Annotated in this window: 17 protein-coding genes; 8 read left to right on the top strand and 9 right to left on the bottom strand. The window is 50.0% G+C overall.

The window, feature by feature from the left end; genetic code table 11:
• Positions 1 to 5: 5 nt before the first annotated feature.
• The 7 genes from ACO0LE_RS04155 to ACO0LE_RS04125 all read left to right on the top strand — a co-directional run bounded on the left by ACO0LE_RS04155 (position 6) and on the right by ACO0LE_RS04125 (position 7,235).
• Entirely contained in the window at positions 6 to 1,076 is a 1,071-nt protein-coding gene (locus tag ACO0LE_RS04155; protein ID WP_422959148.1) for a sulfate/molybdate ABC transporter ATP-binding protein, read from the top strand.
• Between the two features lie 4 nt (positions 1,077 to 1,080).
• Positions 1,081 to 2,022 (top strand): CysB family HTH-type transcriptional regulator, encoded by a 942-nt coding sequence (locus ACO0LE_RS04150; RefSeq protein WP_422959147.1) that lies wholly within the window; start codon positions 1,081 to 1,083, stop codon positions 2,020 to 2,022.
• Positions 2,023 to 2,247: 225 nt separating this feature from the next.
• Positions 2,248 to 2,922: a PepSY-associated TM helix domain-containing protein gene (locus tag ACO0LE_RS04145; protein WP_422959223.1), complete on the top strand. Its 675-nt coding sequence runs from the start codon at positions 2,248 to 2,250 to the stop codon at positions 2,920 to 2,922.
• Between the two features lie 82 nt (positions 2,923 to 3,004).
• Complete coding sequence (locus tag ACO0LE_RS04140; RefSeq protein WP_422959146.1) at positions 3,005 to 3,517, top strand: DUF2271 domain-containing protein; 513 nt, start codon at positions 3,005 to 3,007, stop codon at positions 3,515 to 3,517.
• Between the two features lie 23 nt (positions 3,518 to 3,540).
• Positions 3,541 to 4,365, top strand: coding sequence for a DUF4198 domain-containing protein (locus ACO0LE_RS04135; RefSeq protein ID WP_422959145.1), 825 nt, complete (start codon positions 3,541 to 3,543; stop codon positions 4,363 to 4,365).
• Positions 4,366 to 4,687: 322 nt separating this feature from the next.
• Entirely contained in the window at positions 4,688 to 5,734 is a 1,047-nt protein-coding gene (locus ACO0LE_RS04130) for an FAD:protein FMN transferase (RefSeq protein WP_422959144.1), read from the top strand.
• Positions 5,727 to 7,235: a sulfite reductase subunit alpha gene (locus ACO0LE_RS04125; protein WP_422959143.1), complete on the top strand. Its 1,509-nt coding sequence runs from the start codon at positions 5,727 to 5,729 to the stop codon at positions 7,233 to 7,235. The genes ACO0LE_RS04130 and ACO0LE_RS04125 overlap by 8 nt, the downstream gene beginning before the upstream one ends.
• Positions 7,236 to 7,439: 204 nt before the next feature.
• Here ACO0LE_RS04125 and ACO0LE_RS04120 read toward each other — a convergent pair whose 3' ends face one another.
• Both ACO0LE_RS04120 and ACO0LE_RS04115 read right to left on the bottom strand, forming a co-directional pair.
• On the bottom strand, positions 7,440 to 7,652 hold the full coding sequence (locus tag ACO0LE_RS04120; protein ID WP_422959142.1) for a DUF3820 family protein: 213 nt from the start codon (positions 7,650 to 7,652) through the stop codon (positions 7,440 to 7,442).
• Positions 7,653 to 7,730: 78 nt separating this feature from the next.
• The gene (locus ACO0LE_RS04115) at positions 7,731 to 8,414 is read right to left on the bottom strand and encodes a hypothetical protein (protein WP_422959141.1); all 684 of its coding nucleotides are present in this window, start codon (positions 8,412 to 8,414) and stop codon (positions 7,731 to 7,733) included.
• 284 nt (positions 8,415 to 8,698) lie between these two features.
• Here ACO0LE_RS04115 and ACO0LE_RS04110 point away from each other — a divergent pair, with 284 nt between their 5' ends.
• The gene (locus ACO0LE_RS04110) at positions 8,699 to 9,619 is read left to right on the top strand and encodes a hypothetical protein (RefSeq protein WP_422959140.1); all 921 of its coding nucleotides are present in this window, start codon (positions 8,699 to 8,701) and stop codon (positions 9,617 to 9,619) included.
• Positions 9,620 to 9,743: 124 nt separating this feature from the next.
• On the opposite strand, the gene ACO0LE_RS04105 is transcribed toward ACO0LE_RS04110, so the two are convergent.
• From ACO0LE_RS04105 to icmF, 7 genes are all read right to left on the bottom strand, one after another.
• Entirely contained in the window at positions 9,744 to 10,085 is a 342-nt protein-coding gene (locus ACO0LE_RS04105; RefSeq protein ID WP_422959139.1) for a zinc ribbon domain-containing protein YjdM, read from the bottom strand.
• A gap of 137 nt (positions 10,086 to 10,222) precedes the next feature.
• Positions 10,223 to 10,720 carry a DUF3291 domain-containing protein gene (locus tag ACO0LE_RS04100; protein ID WP_422959138.1) on the bottom strand — a complete coding sequence of 166 codons (498 nt, stop codon included), beginning with the start codon at positions 10,718 to 10,720 and terminating at the stop codon, positions 10,223 to 10,225.
• A gap of 120 nt (positions 10,721 to 10,840) precedes the next feature.
• Positions 10,841 to 11,515 carry a DUF4336 domain-containing protein gene (locus tag ACO0LE_RS04095; protein WP_422959137.1) on the bottom strand — a complete coding sequence of 225 codons (675 nt, stop codon included), beginning with the start codon at positions 11,513 to 11,515 and terminating at the stop codon, positions 10,841 to 10,843.
• 283 nt (positions 11,516 to 11,798) lie between these two features.
• Positions 11,799 to 12,251, bottom strand: a complete 453-nt coding sequence (locus ACO0LE_RS04090) for a hypothetical protein (RefSeq protein ID WP_422959136.1) — start codon at positions 12,249 to 12,251, stop codon at positions 11,799 to 11,801.
• Between the two features lie 157 nt (positions 12,252 to 12,408).
• Positions 12,409 to 12,966 (bottom strand): SUKH-4 family immunity protein, encoded by a 558-nt coding sequence (locus tag ACO0LE_RS04085; RefSeq protein ID WP_422959135.1) that lies wholly within the window; start codon positions 12,964 to 12,966, stop codon positions 12,409 to 12,411.
• Positions 12,967 to 13,457: 491 nt separating this feature from the next.
• On the bottom strand, positions 13,458 to 14,117 hold the full coding sequence (locus ACO0LE_RS04080) for a hypothetical protein (protein ID WP_422959134.1): 660 nt from the start codon (positions 14,115 to 14,117) through the stop codon (positions 13,458 to 13,460).
• 475 nt (positions 14,118 to 14,592) lie between these two features.
• Entirely contained in the window at positions 14,593 to 17,952 is a 3,360-nt protein-coding gene (gene icmF / locus ACO0LE_RS04075) for a fused isobutyryl-CoA mutase/GTPase IcmF (RefSeq protein WP_422959133.1), read from the bottom strand.
• Positions 17,953 to 18,255: the final 303 nt, after the last annotated feature.

Raw genomic sequence — 18,255 nt, 5'->3', positions numbered from 1 at the left:
ACACAATGAGTATCGCAGTGAATCACTTACATAAAAAATTTGGCAGCTTCACCGCGCTGAACGATGTCACGCTGGATTTTCCCAATGGTGAACTGACCGCTCTGCTCGGCCCGTCGGGCTGCGGCAAGACCACGCTGTTACGTATCATCGCCGGACTAGAGCATGCGGACAGCGGGCAGGTATTGCTGGATGGTCAGGACGCCTCCGATCAGCATGTGCGCGAACGTCAGGTTGGTTTTGTATTTCAGCATTACGCGTTGTTTAAGCACATGACGATTTTTGAAAATATCGCTTTCGGTTTACGCGTCAAGCCACGCGCCATACGGCCATCAGAAGCGGTGATCAGAGAAAAAGTCAAACAACTGCTAGAGCTGGTGCAGCTTGACTGGCTAGCAGATCGCTATCCGCCGCAGTTATCCGGCGGACAGCGGCAACGTATTGCGCTGGCACGTGCGCTGGCAGTAGAACCGCGGGTTCTCTTGCTCGATGAGCCTTTCGGCGCGCTCGATGCTAAGGTGCGTAAAGAACTGCGCCGCTGGTTGCGTCGTTTGCATGATGAGTTGCATGTCACGAGTATCTTTGTCACACATGATCAGGAAGAAGCGCTCGAAGTAGCAGACCAGATCGTCGTCATGAACCACGGTCAGGTGGAACAGATCGGCGCACCTGCCGAGGTGTATCAGCATCCGGCGTCGCCTTTTGTGTATGGCTTCCTCGGTAATGTAAATCTGTTCAAAGGTCGTCTGCACGAAGGGATTCTCGATGCCGGTGGTGTGGCATTTGACGCGCCGGATCATGCGACTACACGGGACGCCACAGGGATTGGCTATGTACGTCCACACGATCTTGAAATTGACCGCTACTCACCGGGTGTAGAGGGCTTGATGGTGCAATTGCGTCGTGTCCATAGCATAGGCCCGCTGGCACAACTGGAGCTGGAGCGTGATGATAATGGTGATCTGATCGAGGCAATGATTTCTAGTGAGCGCTACCACCAGCTCAAATTAAAAGTCGGCGAAGCACTGGTGGTCAAACCACGGCGTCTGGCCGTGTTTGTTGATCAGGCCGCAGGATAACATTATGAATTTCCAACAATTACGCTCGATCAGAGAAGCTGCGCGTTGCGGTTATAACCTGACCGAAGTCGCCAATGTTTTGTTCACCTCACAACCCGGTGTGAGCCGTCAGATACGCGAACTTGAAGAAGAGCTCGGTGTCGATATTTTTGAGCGCAACGGCAAACGGCTGACCGGCCTGACCGAGCCGGGCAAAGATATTCTGAAAATTATTGAGCGCTTATTAATCGAAGCAGAAAATTTACGTCAGGCAGGCGATGACTATTCTGATCAGACCAAAGGCACGCTGACGATTGCAACCACTCATACGCAGGCGCGGTATGTGCTGCCTAAAGTGGTACAGGGATTCCGCAACGCCTTCCCGGATGTGCGTATCGCCTTGCAACAAAGCTCACCTGAGCATATCGCTGAGTGGGTGTTGTCGGGCAAAGCAGACGTCGGTATTGCGACAGAGGGATTGTCGCAGTTTAAGGATCTGGTATCGTTTCCCTGCTACGAATGGAACCATGTGATCGTAGTACCGGACGGCCATCCTTTGTTGAGAAAAACACCGATTACGCTTGAAGATTTATCGAATTATCCTTTGATTACCTATGATGTCGGCTTTACCGGTCGCGGCCATATTGATCAGGCGTTTCAGCAAGCAGGATTGCGTACTGATATCGTGCTTACCGCGATGGATTCTGACGTGATTCAGCAATACGTAGCGCTCGGATTAGGCGTGGGACTAGTGGCCGAGATGGCGGTGGAAACCGGGATCGACACGCGCCGCTTCAGCGCGTTGCAAGCTCTGCCTGCAAGCCATTTGTTTGCACCGAATGTCACCCGGCTTGCGGTGCGGCGCGGCGCTTATCTGCGTAGCTATATTCTCGATTTCATCGTGCAATTTGCACCGCAATTAACTTATGAAGATATTCGCCTGGCCTTAGCACCAGACGAAACATAAGCATTACGAGAGAGTACGAACCGATATGAGCCACAAGTAACGACCCTTGAAATAAGACGTCGCTGCTTGTGGTATTTTTATTGGGGTAATGCCGTTGCCTGTCTCAACAAGCCGTTACAAAAAAACCCGAATAAGTTGCTTTTCACAACATGTTTTATTCTATAATGAGAATTATTATCATTTAGAATGTCTATCTGTTGCCATGCGGCGGGTAGCGTAAGCGACATGCCCAATACCAGTGCCACGACAAAAGTCGCACATCACCGCCCCGATCCCAGTCAGCAGCAGAAGCGTGCTTTCTGGCTGCGCCACCTGCATCAGTGGCATTGGATCAGCTCGGCACTTTGTCTGATCGCCATGCTGTTATTCGCTGCGACTGGCATCACGCTGAATCACTCTGCGCAGATAGAAGCCCATCCGCAAGTGACAAAAAAATCTGCCGAGTTACCGGCAGCTTTACTGACACAACTTCAGCAACATCAAAAAACACCGCACAGTGACAAAGATCCGCTGCCCGCCGAAGTACGTCAATGGCTAGAACAAACGCTGTCCGTACGCGTCAATACGCAAGCCGCAGAATGGTCGCCGGAGGAAGTGTATTTATCCCTGCCGCGCCCCGGTGGTGATGCCTGGCTGCGTATCGCTCTCGATAATGGCGAACTCGAATTTGAACTGACGGATCGCGGCTGGATCGCGTATTTCAACGATCTGCATAAAGGTCGCAATGCCGGAAACGCCTGGAGCTGGTTTATTGATCTGTTTGCGATCGCTTGTCTGATTTTTTGTATTACCGGTTTATTCCTCTTAAAAATGCACACTGCTAATCGCCCCATCACCTGGCCGATAGTCGGTCTTGGCCTCGTCTTGCCCTTGTTGCTGGCGATCCTGTTTGTGCACTAGCCGCTTTCCGTTTTTTACTTACTCCTTGAGTTTTTTCTAGTTATACAGATTTTATTTTCTTTCATTTTGTGAGGTATTGTTCATGCGTAAATTGCTCCCTTTTGCGATCACCAGCCTGCTTGGCACAAGCAGCATGGCTGCGGATCTGACAGCCAAAATCGAAGTACCTCGCCTCAACGTCGCGGAATACCATCGTCCTTATGTGGCGGTGTGGATAGAAAGTCCGGATCAGACTTTTGCCGGCAATCTGTCCGTGTGGTATGACCTTAAAAAACGCGACAACGAAGGAGCGAAATGGTTGAAGGATTTGCGCCAATGGTGGCGTCGCAGCGGTCGCGATCTGGCGATGCCGGTCGATGGCGTCAGCGGTGCGACCCGGGTTGTCGGTGAACAGAGTTTAAGTTTTGCCGGCGATAAGGGCGTGTTGGCAAAGTTACCTGCCGGTGAGTATCAGCTGGTAGTAGAAGCAGCCCGCGAAGGCGGTGGCCGTGAAGTCGTGAAGCTGCCTTTCCAATGGAATGCTAAAACAGAACAAACGGCAAAAGCCCAAGGCAGTCATGAGCTGGGTCAGGTCAGTCTCACCGTCAAACCATAAAAATTTAAGGCACCGACATCACTATGAAATTCCATCTTAACATCGTCGCTCTCAAATTCCTCACACTCGCATTCGCTGTCTCTGCACCGTTCGCAGCGCAGGCTCATCGTGCCTTCCTGCTGCCATCATCGACCGTCACGGCGGCCAATGCGCCGTGGATCACGGTAGATGCTGCCGTCGCCAGTGATATGTTTTATCTTGACCACATGCCATTACGACTCGACAGCTTAAAAATTATTGCGCCCGACGGCAGTGTAATTAAAGAAGAGAATGCGAATACCAGCAAGCTCCGCAGCACCTTTGATCTGCGCCTGGCGACTGCCGGCACCTATAAGCTAAGTATCTTGAACGACAATGTCATGGCAAGCTACAAAGACAAAGGAACGCCAAAACGCTGGCGCGGTCTGGCAGACAACATGAGCAAAGAAATTCCCGCTGACGCAGAGGAGTTGCAAGTCACGCAAGCACAAGCGCGTATCGATACCTTTGTCACGAGTGGCAAGCCTAGTAACAAGTCACTTGAGATCACAGGCAAGGGATTGGAGATGCAGGCAATCAGTCATCCGAATGATCTGGTGGCGGGTGAAAAAGCGAATTTCCGCATGATGCTGGACGGACAACCTGCGGCTAAAATTCAGGTAAGTGTGATCTTAGGTGGCATTCGCTACCGTCAAAAACTTGATGAGCAATTGTTGACTACCGATGCTGACGGCAAGTTCACCATCAATACAGCGAACGCAGGTATGTACTGGCTGGAAGCCACGGTCAAAGACGATAAGGCAACGGTAAAAGGGGCAAAAGAACGACGCGCGAGCTATGTCGCTACGCTGGAAGTATTGCCTCAATAAACGCCATCTGGACTGACGTAAAACGCTAGCTGCTGGTAGACACTTACATCGCTGCTTACATCACTACTAACATTACGACTCACATCGAATCCGCAGTCTGGATGCGGCTGCTGGCACAAAATGCCTCTGAAAGCCCCATCCAGCTTGCGGATTCGCTTTAGAAAACTGCTAAAAACCCTTTCATCGACTCATCATGGCCTTATTGACTCTTAGCTGTTCTCTGAGTCTCCGAATCTCTGAGCCCCCCATGCCTCTGTGGTGAGACGTCTTGGTTTTTGCGTAAGTCCTGACCATAACAAGCTTCAGAACAAAGTCCGCTTTAATGAAACAGGTATTTATCCCTCTCAGCTTCACTGAACCACCCGCACTACCGCCGGATGCGCAGCTTATGCCGTTATCCGGTCATACCATGGGCACTACCTGGTCGGTAAAACTGCTTGTCTCTGGCGGGCCACAGTTGCAGAACCAGCTTCAGATGCTGGAACAAGGTATTCAGGCACAACTCGATCAAGTTGTCGCGCAGATGAGTACGTGGCTGGCGAGTTCTGATCTCTGTCAATTTAATCAGGCTGCTGCGGGTACGTGGCATCGCCTGCCTGCGGAGTTTTTTAAGGTACTGGATTACGCCGTCTTTATCGCACAGCAAAGCGCCGGTGCCTACGATCCCAGCATTGGCCGGATCGTCAATCTTTGGGGCTTTGGACCGGACAAGCATGATGACTTGCCGGGAGATCCAGCCTTGCAAGACGCAAAGCAATCCTCAGGCTGGCAAAAGCTCCAACTTGACCGGGTAAATCAGCGTGCTTATCAACCAGGCGGGCTGGCAATCGATTTATCGTCGATTGCCAAAGGCTTTGGCGTCGATCAAGTTGCCCGCTATCTGGAGTCGCAAGCGATTCCATCTTATCTGGTCGAAGTCGGTGGTGAGTTACGCGGCTTTGGCACCAAGCCGGATCACCAGCCCTGGTGGGTAGAACTGGAACAAGCTCCGGCTATAGGACAAGCCACACCTTCTGCGCAGGATCGGATGAAGATCCTTGCATTGCATGGTTTATCCGTCGCCACGTCCGGCGACTATCGTCGTTATATAGAAAAAAATGGGCATCGCTATTCTCATACGATTGATCCGCGTACCACATATCCGGTCACGCATCCGCTTGCCTCTGTCACGGTATGTCATGCGGAATGTATGGTGGCAGACGCATTGGCGACGGCTATGATGGTCATGGGAGCAGAGCAAGGTCTAGCCTACGCCAATCAACTGCATGTCGCGGCGCTGTTTTTATCTTATGACGTAGTCCGCGACAATACCGACAATCACTTTACCGAGCATATGAGTAACGCCATGCAGGCGATGCTGGATGCATAAATTAATCCCTATGTTTGAACGAATCAAGCCATTCTTGCTGACCGGACTTTTTATATTTCTAAGTTGTTGCGGCATCTATCTGGGTCATCACGCTCTGGGCATGACGCCTGCACAGCAGGCTTACTCACTCGCCGCGCTGGTTGTCCTCGCCTATCTGGTGTTTTGTAGTGCGATCCGACAGGCACATCAGGCGCGCAAACCCGATGTGTTACCGGCACTGACATCCGGCCATGCTCATCCGGCTATCGTCGTTGTGTACGCGAGCCAAACGGGTTACGCCGAACAATTAGCCCGTCAGACGGCACGAAGCCTGCACGACGCCGATATGTCCGTGCAGCTCATGTCCATCAAGGACCTGACGACTGAGCGGCTCCTTCAGATGTCGCACACTTTATCTCGCCTCCTGTTCATCGTCAGTACCACAGGAGAAGGCGATGCTCCGGATCAGGCAGCAAAATTCACTCGTCATGCGATGAGCCAGCAACTTGATTTGTCTGGATTGAGCTACGGCATACTCGCGCTCGGTGATCGTAATTACCAGCATTACTGTGCGTTCGGCCATCAGCTCGATCAATGGTTAAGGCAACATCATGCCTCTGGTTTGTTTGACCTGGTCGAGGTCGATAATGGTGACGAAGGAGCGCTGCGTCACTGGCAGCATCATCTCGGCACTCTGAGCGGTCATACCGATATGGCGGACTGGAGCCAGCCCAGCTACGAGCGTTGGACCTTGACGGCACGACAGTTGCTCAATCCGGGTAGTGTTGGCGGCGCCGCCTTTCACATCGTTTTAACACCACCAGCAAACAGTGAGCCGCAGTGGCGCGCGGGCGATATTGTAGAAATCGGTCCCGAATTTCCTCCTGACCACATCCGAACCTCCAGTGATCCGGTCACACTACCCCATCGTGAATATTCGATTGCGTCGATTCCAACAGATGGCGCACTTGAGCTTTTAGTACGCCAGGTAAAGCAGGCAAACGGCAAACTCGGCATCGGCTCCGGCTGGCTGACAGCGTATGCCAGAGTAGGCGCCGAGATTGCCGTACGTATCCGTGAAAACCGCAGTTTTCATCCGCCTGCTACTGGTCAGCCCATGATCTTGATTGGCAACGGTACCGGCTTGGCCGGATTACGCGCCCACCTCAAACAGCGAGCAGCCGACGGACAGCAATCGAACTGGCTGATCTTTGGCGAGCGAAATGAGCATCAGGATTTCTTCTACCGCGAAGAAATCCGTACCTGGCAAAATCAAGGTGTGCTGCAACGACTCGATCTCGCATTTTCACGCGATCAGGAACAACGTATCTATGTTCAGGACAAGCTCCTAGACAATGCGGCGACGCTCCTTAGTTGGGTACAAGACGGCGCCGCCATCTATGTATGCGGCAGCCTGGCGGGCATGGCAGATGGTGTTGACCGCGCACTAAGACAGATCATTGGTGACGAGGTCTTAGAACAATTATTGGACGATGGCAGATATAGACGTGATGTGTATTAACATGACCTCGGTAAAACGAAAGACTACCTGCCGAAAATGACACTAAACCGCAAGCTGGATGCGGCTTCCAGAGGCATTTCGTGCCACGAGGTGCATCTGGCTTGCGGATTCATTTTTAAAATCACCACATCAGCGCCGCTTACTCTTGTCTATTTTCAGCGGTGAGGAGTTCTGGTTTTTTACATCAATCCGGATTAAGTACCATCACGCTGATCGCAAAGGATCCAACAAGGATCGCAGGTTATTGTGATCCAGCTCATACATCAGGGCGATCAGACTACCCAGCTCACCTTGAGGAAAACCCTCGCGCGCAAACCAGCCGAGATAATGTCCTGGCAGATCTGCCAGCAAGCGACCTTGGTATTTTCCGTAAGGCATCGTACGCGTCACAAGAAGTTGTAAATTTTCTGGTTGCATAAAAGTAATTGGAACCTGGTGTCAGCAAGATGCCATCGAATAATCAACACGCCCCCCCCAAATGGAATGGCAGATAACTTAAAGCGCAGCAAACCAATTACACCATTGCACCCACGCGTTCACCTGGTGAATGCTCATGAAACCCACAAGCTGCGCGAGCAGTAACAGTAGCAATCCAACATATGGCATCCGGATGCGCCCCAGTCGCTTGTCGTCTAACAATAACAATACGACGATGAGCAGGCTGAGAATGTAGCTGCTGTAAACCGACATCTCAAACGAACTGATTCCGGGAACATAATTACCAAGGAAGCGGGCAAGTGCAGGAGGTAACACCAGTATCGCCGTCGACGCCATAAACCGCGCATGCAACTGAACATTGGATCGATAGTAAATCGCCGCGATATACGCAAAGGCAAAGTACAAGATGGTGGTGAGATCAAGAAAAGCTAAACGCTTACCAAAAATCTTAGAAAACGGACTGTCACTCGCCAGCATCACGTGCATCACCAACAAACCCGATACCCAAAACAAGGGGGCGATCACGATCGACAATTTACCGATGCTGCGATGTAGCACCATTTTCTTTTGCCGCATCAGCCAGGCCTGTAACACTAGCATCAGCATCCACGCCGAGGCCATGATGCCGTGGAAATGGTGAGCCGCATCTGTGGAGCCTAAACGTGAAAAATACGAAGGGAAAAAACCGAGGAAGGCGACAAGCGTTGCCAGAGAAAAATAGATGTAAGCGCGCTGATACACAGAAAGTCTCCTTAAGTTAATTCACCGCATCACAGGATAAAACAAGCACAAAGATAATGTTAATCTTTTTACATTTAAATAAACAGGTGAATACACCGGATTTTAAAAAATAAATTAATTGCGCTTGATTACGCTTTCCATCTAGAGCATCCCATCCCTACAAATTACTTACAACTAGTTACTTATTTACAAGTGATATGATACACTTCAGCAACTTCAAATTTCCGTATTGCAAAAAAATGGTAATTCGACGCCTGACGATATTCTTTCTTTTTTTCTGCTCTTTGATCGGTTCTGCCCACGCCAATATGCCTGAATCTGGCTGGTGGTGGAACGCCTCAGAAGCTGGCAGAGGCTATTCAATTGAAATTCAGGATAATCAGGTTTTTGTCGCCGCCTATACCTACGATTTGAACAAACAACCCGTCTGGTATTACAGCTCAGGTACCTTAACAGGAGACTCCACGTACACAGGGCGAGTCGTCAAAGCAGTCAATGGCTCTTGCTTTGGATGCTCCCAAGGAACGCCTCAAAGCGTCGATGTCGGCTCTATAACGATCAAGTTTAATGGTGCCAAAGATGCAAGCCTGACTATCATGGGATACACCACGCAAATCACTCGTTTCGATTTTGCGAACGGTGATAATACACGCTACCCTAATGCCTGTTATGGCGAATGGTCAGGGGTTTATGGTAGCCCAAGTTATCCAGTCTACTACGGCGAAAGAATCAAATTTAACACCACCTACATCGGAGCCGACGGTACAAATTACCTCCAGGGATACAGAACAGGATCAAGCGCAAGCATCGCCCTATGCTCCTATGATGCGAGTACCGGATATTGGTCCATCATTCTCGACTCATCCACCTCGTATTATCAGTTTTTCCTGTTCAAATTTACGGGTTTCAACCGCATGGAAGGTACGCACTGGACTTACCTAAAAACGGCGACGCTCTCCGGAAGCGGCGAAAACTGGGTTGCATTCAGGACGGCATCAAAAAGCTTTGTGCAAGGTCAGATAGCGCCAGCAACTGAAAAGTCCGACTTGGTAGTCAATCCGGCTACCGCACAAGCGATCGCCAATGCCAGATTAGCGCAGGACAAATCTCTTGCAGAGTTGAACAAAAGAGGCACTCCCGTACTTCCCCAGATACAGGATATTTTATCGAGACAACTTCGAGCTCTCTCGGCAATTCAGAAGTAAATAATAAAAAAACCTCACTGCGGTGAGGTTTTTTTATTCATCGGTTCAACTCAATTCAGCTCATATCACCGCTCTCGACAGATGCGTCATGAAAATAAAGATACGAGATATGCGTTCAAAAAACTCAAACCTTCTTCAAATAACAAGCCTTCAGCATAAAACTACCGGCATCCATTTTGCAATCGACTTCATGATCGCCGCCGACTAGGCGAATACTTTTGACCTTCGTTCCCATTTTCAAAGTGGTCGAAGAACCTTTGACCTTGAGGTCCTTAATCAACACAACGGCGTCACCATCACTCAAAACGTTACCGTTAGAATCTTTCACGATTCTGTCGTCGCTGTCCTCTGAAGTCGCACTGGCCACCATTGGCCATTCGTGACCGCAGTCAGCACAAATATAGTTATCGCCATCAGGATAAGTATTTTCCATGGCGCATTGCGGGCAAGCTGGTAGTGTTGACATACATTCTTTCAAAGTGCGTTAAAGCATAAGTAAACAAGGCCGGTAGTATAACCGGACGCCTTTGCTTGCCAGCAGATTTGTGCGATCACTTTGAGTTGAATCAGTCTGTACACACAAAATTGATCAAATATACATACTCAGTTTGCAGGACAGGCATCGTCAAATGATGCGGGGGAGCGACTCTGGATCGCATCGGGTGGTGCATACGGATTCTTAAAAGTAAATGCAGCCTCATTCGGTCCTGCTGATCTCAGCAAAGCTAATTTTGCTATTGCCTCATCCAGGCTAGGGCGATGTCCTTTGCTCACCCACCAGAGCACGACATACGACTCCTGCATGCGTTCGAACCATTCCTTACGACGACGCATAATCTCAACATGAGCAGATCCGTATACATATTTATTGAGGGATTCAACATCGCGCCAGACCGACATATTAATTAAGGTCTCGTCTCCCAAAGGACGTACTGCAGTCGCATCGCCCTCTTCTGTTTGCAGCCGCCATACGAAACCCTCTGAGGTCTCTGCGAGCGCATTAATACGATCAAGGTTTGCGACAAAATCAGCCATCACGGGCGAATCGAGCGGCTCTTTCATGACAGCGATATTCAGTTGCGCTAATTCATAAGCAGACATGCAAAAATCCTTTCACGATCTCATTCCTGTTCATTCCTGTTCGTTCCTATTGATTCGTAGAAAAGTAGGACAGCTTTTTATAAGAAATACCAAACTCACACAAATACCATTTCCAATTCGCTACAGAAAATGCCGGAACGCACGCTGCAGTTCATTGTGTGCGTCCTGCTCAATGACAGAATTATGTGCCATGACGATACGCTGTATCGGCCACTCCAATATTTGGCCAGCACTCACTTTGGCCGCCGCCTTATCACGCACCAGCATCCTCACCGATCTAGGCACATCAAAGCGCTGGCGAACACCCGTCAACCCATTCCACAATCTGGATTGCCACGGCAAATCACCCTGCCACCACTGGCACAGATCGGTCAGCACTAAGGTCTTGGTCGGCATGTGAAACCACACCGTTTCGTTGGCAAAAGGAATGCCATTAAAAAGCAGATAGGACAATTCCGGTGCCCATATCCCTGGCTCAGGCGTCAAGGTTTGCAAGCGCGTTAAATCAGGTCGTTTATCAGCAAGTCCCAGTGCTCCGTATAAATTCGCAGATGGATAGTGTTCAGCAAATTTCTTCGCAAACAAATGATGCGCCTTGCTCGGAGCAACAATAAATTCGACAGGCCCCAAGGCATCAATCTGCGCTTTAGTTGTGCTATCGACAGGTACCGGCGAATGCACCCAAAGCGCACCACTCGTCAATCGGATAATCGTCATGCGCGAAGTGATCGGCACACCGCTCACAACAAATGCATGCTGAACATGCCAGATATTGTCGGTCAGAGGGAGAAGCATAAGTAAAACCTAGTAGTCAGGAGTAAGACAAAAAGTGGATGAAGATTATTTTGAGAAAAAAAGTTCACTTACTTTAGCACTTCTCGCACCTTTAATTGGGCTTTAGGTAAAGCCCAGATGCAATACAAAGATCTGGCAACCAACCTCATACATCGAAATCGAAAGGTCGTGAAGAAAGACCCTTGACGATCATAGGCTTATTCCTCATGTCAGAACTATTGACTAATTACTTGTAATTTGGGGAGAGTCAATATGTGAATAGTTAAGCATAGCCGATCCGCATTTACGGTGCTGAATCTAGGTACTTGTAAGCGTTTGGCGTTCGTGTTCGCCAAATACCGGATGCGAGAGCAGAGAAGTGTTGTGTACAGGTGTTCGAGAATGTCTTGGTACCAGCCTCGCTTGGCATTTCGGAAACGGCCGTTAGTCCCTTCCTCACTGCAGCCTCCACCATCGGCATTTGTTTCGCCGCGCTGGGATCCTTCTTCACCATCTGAGCCCAATAGAAATTTGATTTGCGAATCGCATCAGCCTCTTTGGCTTGCCACTTTGACAGATTTCCGTCTAGCTGCGGAGTCAGTTCTGGAAAGCGCTTGATACACTCCTCCTTCATGATTCGTGCAGTGAGCATTGTTGTCTGCATCATTCCAACAGCTTCACTAGGGTTATCAGCATCGGCATAGCCGAGTGATTGACAAATCCCTACGGCAGGAATGAGCGTCACTGCGAGAAACAAGATTAGCTTACAGTTTTTCACCTGACTGGCTCCTTTGAATTGCGTAATGATGTATTGAGGTGCTTAACGCAGAGCTAAGGAGCATACACAAGCGGCGCATATAATGCGAAGCATTCGCCGCTTGAGGCTGTCCAGCGAAGCGCCCTTGAGCGACTTGTTATGCATTTTTGCATCTCTCATTTGTCCATAACACCCATGGAGAATTAGATTCACGCAGACTAGGCTCAAGCGCCAGAAATTTATTTATGAATATCTCTGCTAGAGAATATGGAACACGACATTCGGAAACCGAGCTACTACACTCAATAGTGGCGCATTCAACCATTTCTGCAAAGGCAAAAACTGTGCTTGCCAAATTTTCTAAGCTTGTATTCAATCGCTGTAATTGCTCTCCTGCCTCTGTAAATATATGGACAGACGTGTTATCTGGCAATAAGACAATGGGCTCATCATGCTGTGCAGAGCCGACTACATATGCATTTGGACATATGGTAATTGCTACTTGATATGAATTTCTCCAGTCATCTGCCCAAGGCCATTCACTTAGCAATGGCAGGTATACATTACTAAATGAACCAAAATGCAGGTGTGGCGCACACCTCGAAGGAAGCCCAACGTTTTCAAGATAGTCTTTAGCAGGAGCTGCGATATTTTTTCCCTCTATGGATCTAGCAGGAAATCGCTCAATTTCAATTTCAAACTTTCCCCAATCCACGATGCTTCCTATTGAAATGTATAACGCAACGGTCAGCGGATGGCCGCACACAAAATTAAGAAAATCTAAGCCGCATCGCGGCCAGTCCGATCAACCATCCTGTTAGAGCAGGTCATTCTTCTATCACTGCCCGGCAACTCCAATTCGAAGCCTCAACGCATAACACATCTCCAGACTGAAGTTCAATTTCAAACATATCAGATAGCGGTTGCTTTAATGAGTTGATAGATACCGAAGGTCCCCAACTTTCGTGTCGCGGGAATTCGAGATGCGTGAACCCCTCGAAAATCAACCAATGTACATTTTGACCGACCGGATGTACCCGAAAGTCGCACTGAGCTGCTTCCCAGCTGATATGTGCAGCTGAGAGAGTTGCGTCGTGAAGTCGCAAATTTTCGAATGACATACAAGTGCTCTAACGTTTGAGATGAGAGGCGTGACCCGGCTTGCCGGGGCACGTCCTCTCGATTGAAGGGTTGGGCGTCACGACGCTACTCGGTTAGGCTGTTGAACTTGCGAATGAATGCTTCCTGGAGAGCAGGGTCGTTTGGCAACTTCTGACCATAGGCCCGTACGTACGACTTTATGGCGAGTTGAAAGTCATTGCGGTAAACAATCCGATCAGCCACAGAGACAAATCGGCCGTTGGTGTCGTTTGCGAGTATTCGCCACCCATTCTTTGTACGAGCCTCATGAACAAGGCCGCAGCGCACGTTGGCATAGAAATCTTCGGCAGCTCCCTCGCTGAACGCTTCTGAGAACGGGGGTTGGGTGCTGAGGAATTTGACAAACAGCTTCTTGCTCTTCGAGTACTCAAACTGAGCTGGCTGTTCGCCCCTGTTGCAGTGCCGATAGTTCTTCCCTTGTTCCATGGACTCGAAAAACTCAATCAGACTGCATTGGATGGCGACGATAGAGAAGCCTTCTCCGTTTGAGGTGCGTTTGTCTTGCAGAACCTGTATTGGGTCTAGGTAGCGCAACTTCAGTCGAGCTTCAAAGAACTCTGTAAACGCTTTGTCCCAGCCATTCGGTACACCAACAATGAGCGTGTCGCGAAGAGCAATCCAATCTGCTCGCGTGTTCTTTCCCGCGATGTAGGTTTCTCGATTGTTACTCATGACGCCCAACGCGATATAATTTTCATTTTGCAAAGATAACCGACAAATTAAAAATAGACAATTTGTTTCAATTCGCTGGAAAGGCGCATGGATGCTGCGTGTCTCTGGTTATATTGATCAAATATCCAGTATAACCAAATGGGCAAAAACATCACCTCGGCAAAACCGCGTTTGCTTGATCTAATGTTCGGACATTTGCGTTATTAGCGTTGCAGCTTGTTATCAAGCAAGCTCTAGGTATGTTCAGTAAGCTTTTTTATCGGTGATCTGGCTTACACCATCATTTTGAGATGGTGTGTCCGACGTCGAGGCTTTTTAATGGTGCGGGTGATTGAGCGGCAAGTTTGTTGTGTCGACGCATAAGTGACGTGAAGCCACAAGGGCAAGTGCAATGCGCGATGTTTGGCATGACCTCACATGCAATGATCGGCGGGTTCCACCCGCCGAATAGGTGACTGCATGCGACTACATGTGGCTATATGTGGCTATATATGCCTGTATTGAACTATTACATATTCCTGCGATATTGGCCCCCGACCTCAAACAGCGCTGTCGTAATCTGCCCCAAAGAACAGACCCGTGCTGCGTCCATTAATTTGGCGAAGACATTTTCATCATTGATCGCTGCCTGTTGTAATGCGGCCAGTGCTTTTGGCGCTTCGTGGGCGTGGCGTTGATGGAAATCTGCCAGACGAGATAACTGGGATTGTTTCTCTTCGTCTGTCGAACGGGCCAGTTCGATTTTTTGTGGGGTATCGTTGGCTTTTGGATTGCGGAAGGTGTTGACGCCGATGATCGGCAAGGTGCCGTCGTGCTTCAGGTGTTCGTAGTGCATGGATTCTTCTTGTATCTTGCCGCGTTGGTAGCCGGTTTCCATCGCGCCCAAGACACCGCCACGCTCTGCAATGCGTTCGAATTCTTGCATGACCGCTTCTTCTACCAGATCGGTAAGTTCTTCGATGATGAAGCTGCCTTGAATTGGGTTTTCGTTTTTCGCCAGGCCCCATTCGCGGTTGATGATGAGCTGAATCGCCAGGGCGCGACGTACGGATTCGTCAGTCGGCGTGGTGATTGCTTCGTCGTAGGCGTTGGTGTGAAGGCTGTTGCAGTTATCGTAGATCGCGATCAGAGCTTGCAGTGTAGTGCGGATATCGTTGAAGTCGATCTCTTGTGCGTGCAGACTGCGGCCTGAGGTTTGGATATGGTATTTCAGTTTTTGGCTACGGTCGTTCGCGCCGTATTTGTCGCGCATGGCGACTGCCCAGATACGACGTGCCACGCGACCTAAGACCGTGTACTCGGGGTCCATGCCATTGCTGAAGAAGAAGGACAGATTGGCGGCAAAATCGTCAATATGCATACCGCGTGCGAGGTAGGCTTCGACGAAAGTAAAACCGTTCGACATGGTGAATGCCAATTGCGAAATCGGGTTCGCACCAGCTTCGGCGATGTGGTAGCCGGAGATCGATACCGAGTAGAAATTACGCACCTGATGATGCACGAAATACTCTTGAATATCGCCCATGACTTTGAGTGAGAATTCGGTCGAAAAGATGCAGGTGTTTTGACCTTGATCTTCTTTCAGAATATCGGCCTGCACCGTACCCCGTACATTCATCAATACCCATGCGCGGATTTTTGCGGATTCGTCCGCTGTCGGTTCACGCTTATTGTCAGCGCGGAACTTGTCCATTTGCTGATCAATGGCGGTGTTCATAAAGAAGGCCAAAATCGTTGGTGCCGGACCATTGATCGTCATGGACACGGAGGTCGCCGGATCGCAGAGATCGAAACCATCGTACAGCACTTTCATGTCTTCCAGAGTTGCGACCGACACACCTGAGTTACCGACTTTGCCATAAATATCAGGGCGAATCGCCGGATCAGCACCGTATAAAGTCACCGAATCAAATGCGGTGGACAGGCGCTTGGCATCCATACCTTGCGACACCAGTTTAAAACGACGGTTGGTACGGAAAGGATCGCCTTCACCGGCGAACATGCGGGTCGGGTCTTCGCCTTCGCGTTTGAATGCAAATACACCGGCCGTGAACGGGAAGGAACCTGGAACATTTTCTAACATCAGCCAGCGCAGGATTTCGCCGTGATCGACAAAGCGTGGCAACGCGACTTTACGGATTTTGGTACCTGACAAGGTGCTGCTGACAAGCTGGGTGCGGATTTCTTTGTCGCGGATTTTAACGACGTATTCATCGCCAGAATAGGCGGCCTGCATGTCGGGCCACATGGTGATGAGTTTCTTAGATTCGGCGTCGAGGTGAGCGTCTTTTTCTTCTGCGAGGGTATTCAACTCAAACAGAATGTCGTTTTCGCGCAAGCGTGTCTCCAGCGGGGAGCCTGGAGTCTTATCCCCTAACGCTGCCGCATTGCGCCCTACTTTATCCAGCGACTCACGCAGCATGCGGGATGACTCCTGCAACTGCTGGCGCTCGCGGGCAAAGACGACTTGCTTGCCGGTGTGCCTGTGGTATTGACGTACTGTGTCGGCGATTTCGGCGAGATAGCGTGTCCGTGCGGCGGGTACAATGACGTTTTTTCCGCTGGAGAATTTTGCATGGACTGGCGCGAGTTTGCTCGGCGTAATTTTCAGTCCGCGCTCAGCCAGCGCAGGCAAGATGCCTTGATATAAGGCCGTAACACCATCATCGTTAAAACGTGATGCCTGGGTACCGTAGACCGGCATTTCATCCGGCTTCTTGGTCCACATTTCCCGGTTACGCTGATACTGCTTTGCTACATCACGCAGAGCGTCTTGTGCGCCCTTACGATCAAATTTATTAATCGCCACGAAGTCAGCAAAATCCAGCATGTCGATTTTTTCTAATTGCGATGCTGCACCGAATTCGGGTGTCATGACATACATCGACAAATCAACATGCGGCACGATCGCCGCATCGCCTTGACCGATACCAGAGGTCTCGACGATCACCAGATCAAAGCCGGCAACCTTGCAGGCAGCGATGACATCTGGCAAAGCCTGAGAAATTTCAGATCCGGCTTCGCGCGTTGCCAGTGAACGCATGAACACCTTGAGCTTGCCGCCCCAGGGATTAATCGCATTCATGCGGATACGGTCACCAAGCAAAGCACCGCCAGATTTGCGACGTGAGGGGTCAATAGAAATAAGCGCGATATTCAGCTGATCATCCTGATCCAGACGTATGCGGCGTATCAGCTCATCGGTGAGTGATGACTTACCTGCACCGCCCGTGCCGGTGATGCCAAAAGCCGGGGCAGTGATCTTGTCGGCGGCCTGATGCAAGGCATGGCGCAATTCCGGTGCGACACGATCATTCTCCAAAGCGGTAATCAACTGGGCCAGCGGACGATGAATCGCGACGATATCATCACTTTGCAAACGATCAATCGTCGTCGGTGCGTAGCTCGACAGGTCGGTATCACACGCTTGTATCATCGACAGGATCATGCCAACCAGGCCGAGACGCTGTCCGTCCTCAGGGCTAAAAATCCGCGTGACGCCGTAAGCGTGCAGATCGGCAATTTCATCCGGCACGATTACGCCGCCGCCACCGCCAAATACCTTGATATGCTCGCCACCGCGCTGCTTGAGCAAGTCGATCATGTATTTAAAATATTCGACATGACCACCCTGATAGCTGGAAATCGCGATCCCCTGCGCATCTTCCTGCAACGCGGCGGTGACGATTTCTTCTACCGAGCGATTGTGCCCGAGATGAATGACCTCTGCGCCGTTCGCCATCAAGATGCGTCGCATGATATTGATCGAGGCATCGTGGCCGTCGAACAAGGACGCCGCTGTGACGAAGCGGACTTTATTGGCTGGTTTATATTCGGTCAGTTTTTGGGCTACGGACAGGTCGGTCATGTCTTCCTCAACAATCTGGATTTTCTAATAATTTCAGGATGGATACAAAAACTGCTCCAGCAGTATTACAGCTCACCGCCGTACCAATCGCACGTCTCAATCTGTCGACATGCGAGACGGTGCAACTAGCGCTCTTTCAATTTTGTGTCGGTCTCGGGTTGGATCACCTAAGTTATATGACGTTAACGTAAACGTCAATCTAAATAACAACTCAGCGTTTTAAAAGGAAATGCTAAAAAACCTATAGTAAGCATGGGAAGTCAGGCGGAGTTTATTCACGCCAACCTCACCTGTTCGATCAGT

This window comes from Undibacterium sp. Xuan67W (assembly GCF_049340165.1).
Taxonomy (GTDB): Bacteria; Pseudomonadota; Gammaproteobacteria; order Burkholderiales; family Burkholderiaceae_D; genus Undibacterium.
Note: the sequence above shows the minus strand (reverse complement) of the source record. Positions and strands in the feature narration are given on the sequence as shown.